Here is a 3,129-nt window from a genome sequence, read left to right as displayed (position 1 = left end):
GTCGAGCACAACCACGCGCTTCTCACCCGCCTTGCCCGCGTCTTGCGCGAGGACGGCAGCATGTATCACATTTGTACCCCCCAATGCCAAGCTCAACTCGGCCTCGGGGAAAAGTTTGTAGGCAGGGATGGCCGGCCCGCCGAGATGAACAGTTGCCCGCCGGGCCTGACTGATCTTGCGGACGCCGTCATCCGACGCTTCTGTCGCATGAAGCACCAGCAAGGCCTGGCCCTCGCGCACCGCGTTCTCGACCTTGGCGGCGCCGAGAACGACCGCGCCGGCCTTGCGGGCGAGGCCAAGCATGCCCAGCGCGGATCGGGAAAGCAGGGTGTCGACCATGCCGCCGATGTCGGCGGGAACATTCACCTGCGCCTTGAAGGCGCGGGCGAACAGGTTCTTCGCCGCGGCCTTGTCGACATGTAGGCGCTCGGCGCTGACCCAGCAACCGCGGCCGGGCAGATTTCTCTTGAGGTCCGGGACGACGGCCGAATCCGGGCCGACGACGAACCGGATCAATTCATCCGGTTCGGCCTGCTTGCGGGTGACGATGCAGGTGCGATCGTTCATCTCGTCCAGGGGCGGGTTCGGTGCGATAGGGGTTCACCTCACGCACCGACGGTTTCGTCAACCGCCGCTTCCGGCGCGGCAAGCTCGTCTTCGGTGATCCAGCCGGCCTTGAGGCGGGCAGCCAGAACCATCTGCTCGGCATCGGCGCGCGACACGCCGTGGCTGGCGAGTACGCCCGGATAGACCTTGGTCTCGCCGTCCTTGCGTTCCTTCCAGCCGGTCAGGTCGTCGGCGGCATAGCCGGCGAAATCCTCGATCGTCTTCACGCCGTCCTCGCCGAGCGTCACCATCATGGCGGTGGTGATGCCGGGGATTTCGCGCAGCTCGTCCTCGACGCCGAGCGCCTTGCGCTTGTCGTCATGCTCGGCTTCGATCTTCTCCAGATACTCGCGGGCGCGGGTCTGGATTTCCGAAGCGGTGTCCTCGTCGAAGCCGTCGATCGAAGCGATCTCGCCGGCGTCGACATAGGCGACTTCCTCGACGCTGGTGAAGCCTTCGGAGGCCAGCACCTGGCCGACCATCTCGTCGACGTCGAGGGCCTCCATGAACAGCGCCGAACGCTCGACGAATTCCTTCTGGCGGCGCTCGCTCTCTTCCTGCTCGGTCAGGATGTCGATGTCCCAGCCGGTAAGCTGCGAGGCGAGCCGGACGTTCTGGCCGCGGCGGCCGATGGCCAGCGACAGCTGGTCGTCCGGCACCACGACCTCGATGCGCTCGGCGTCCTCGTCGAGCACCACCTTGGCGACCTCGGCCGGCTGCAGCGCGTTGACGATGAAGGAAGCGGCCGACGGCGACCACGGGATGATGTCGATCTTCTCACCCTGCAATTCGCCGACCACCGCCTGGACGCGGCTGCCGCGCATGCCGACGCAGGCGCCGACCGGATCGATCGACGAATCACGCGAGATGACGGCGATCTTGGCGCGCGAGCCCGGATCGCGGGCCACCGACTTGATCTCGATGATGCCGTCGTAGATTTCCGGCACTTCCATGGTGAACAGCTTGGCCATGAACTGCGGATGGGTACGCGACAGGAATATCTGCGGGCCGCGCTGCTCGCGGCGCACGTCGTAGACATAGGCGCGGACGCGATCGCCATATTTGTAATTCTCGCGCGGGATCAGCTCGTCGCGGCGAATGATCGCCTCGCCGCGGCCGAGATCGACGATGACGTTGCCGTATTCGACGCGCTTGACGGTTCCGTTGACGATCTCGCCGATGCGATCCTTGTATTCGTCATACTGGCGGTCACGCTCGGCCTCGCGCACTTTCTGCACGATGACCTGCTTGGCCGACTGGGCGGCGATGCGGCCGAAATCCATCGGCGGCAGCTGTTCGGCGATGAAATCGCCGAGCTGGGCGTCGGGGTTGCGCTCGCGGGCCGAGGAAATGGCGATCTGGGTAGCGTAATCCTCGACCTTCTCAACCACTTCCATCAGCCGCTGCAGCTTCATCTCGCCGGTGTTGGCGTTGATGTCGGCGCGGATGTTGGTCTCCTGGCCGTAGCGCGAGCGCGCCGCTTTCTGGATCGCATCGGCCATGGCGGCGATGACGATCGACTTGTCGATCGACTTTTCACGCGCGACCGCATCGGCGATCTGCAGCAGTTCCAGTCTGTTGGCGCTTACAACCATTGTCTTTCTCCCGAGCCTGTTGCCGGACCTTTCGCCGGGCGGCTCAAATCAATTGTCCTGTTCGGTTTCGTTTTCCGTATCCACGGCTGCGTCTTCCGCTTCGCCGCGACGCTTCCTGGCTTCCTTGCGCGCCCTGTTGTCCTTCGACAGAGCGTCGCGGATGAGATCATCGGTCAGCACCAGCCGAACATCGGCGATCGCATCGTAAGGCACGCGCACCGTCGGCTCCTCGCCATAGGCCGCCTTGTCGCGGGCGATCAGCACGCCATCGGCGTCGCTCTCGGCGATCTTGCCCTTGAAGCGCTTGCGGTCGCCGACGAGGACCGATGTCTCCATCTTGACCAGATGGCCGGTCCAGGTGGCGAAATCCGACTTGCGCACCAGCGGCCGGTCGATGCCGGGCGAAGAGACCTCGAGATGATACGCCTTTTCGATCGGATCTTCGACATCGAGCGCCGGAGAAACGGCGCGGCTGACCTCTTCGCAATCCTCGACGGTCATGGTGCCGTCCTCGCGTTCGGCCATGATCTGCAGCGTCAGCCCGTTCTGGCCCGACAAATGCACCCGCACCAGGCGGAAGCCTATGCCGCGCAGCACCGGCTGCACAATCAGCGCGATGCGGGCATCGATGCCGCTTTCGCGGATGATACGGTCGTCGGCGTCGATTGCCGCTGCGCTCATCAGGTCCCTGTCGCTCTTTCTTCGTGACTGACCGGCAGGTAATAAAAAAGAGCGGGACCGGGTGGACCCACTCTTCGTCATACCGACCAAGAATTTGACGCTGATATAGACGATCCCGGCCGGCGTTTCAAGTCTACCGTGAGGACCGTGGCAAACGCGGCGGTCTTGCTGCGGACCACCAGCAAATGGAGGCCGGCCCAGGCAGCCTTGCGCCCGGCGCATGGCGTCCATGCGGTAACGCCTCTGT

General features: G+C 64.4%; 3 protein-coding genes. All 3 read right to left on the bottom strand.

Going from position 1 to position 3,129, the window contains the following annotated elements; translation table 11 throughout:
- Positions 1-567: RNA-binding protein (locus tag EN781_RS29565; RefSeq protein ID WP_127400597.1), on the bottom strand; the 567-nt coding region annotated here is incomplete at its 3' end.
- 38 nt (positions 568-605) lie between these two features.
- Positions 606-2,201: a transcription termination factor NusA gene (gene nusA / locus EN781_RS29560; RefSeq protein ID WP_126056668.1), complete on the bottom strand. Its 1,596-nt coding sequence runs from the start codon at positions 2,199-2,201 to the stop codon at positions 606-608.
- 48 nt (positions 2,202-2,249) lie between these two features.
- On the bottom strand, positions 2,250-2,882 hold the full coding sequence (rimP, locus tag EN781_RS29555; protein ID WP_126056669.1) for a ribosome maturation factor RimP: 633 nt from the start codon (positions 2,880-2,882) through the stop codon (positions 2,250-2,252).
- Positions 2,883-3,129 lie beyond the last annotated feature (247 nt).

This window comes from Mesorhizobium sp. M4A.F.Ca.ET.090.04.2.1, assembly GCF_003999085.1.
Lineage (GTDB): Bacteria > Pseudomonadota > Alphaproteobacteria > Rhizobiales > Rhizobiaceae > Mesorhizobium.
This window is presented reverse-complemented; position numbering and strand designations above follow the sequence as displayed.

Coding starts and splice junctions, on each gene's coding strand:
- nusA (WP_126056668.1), bottom strand. CDS start 2,201: ATGGTTGTAAGCGCCAACAGACTGGAACTGCTGCAGATCGCCGATGCG.
- rimP (WP_126056669.1), bottom strand. CDS start 2,882: ATGAGCGCAGCGGCAATCGACGCCGACGACCGTATCATCCGCGAAAGC.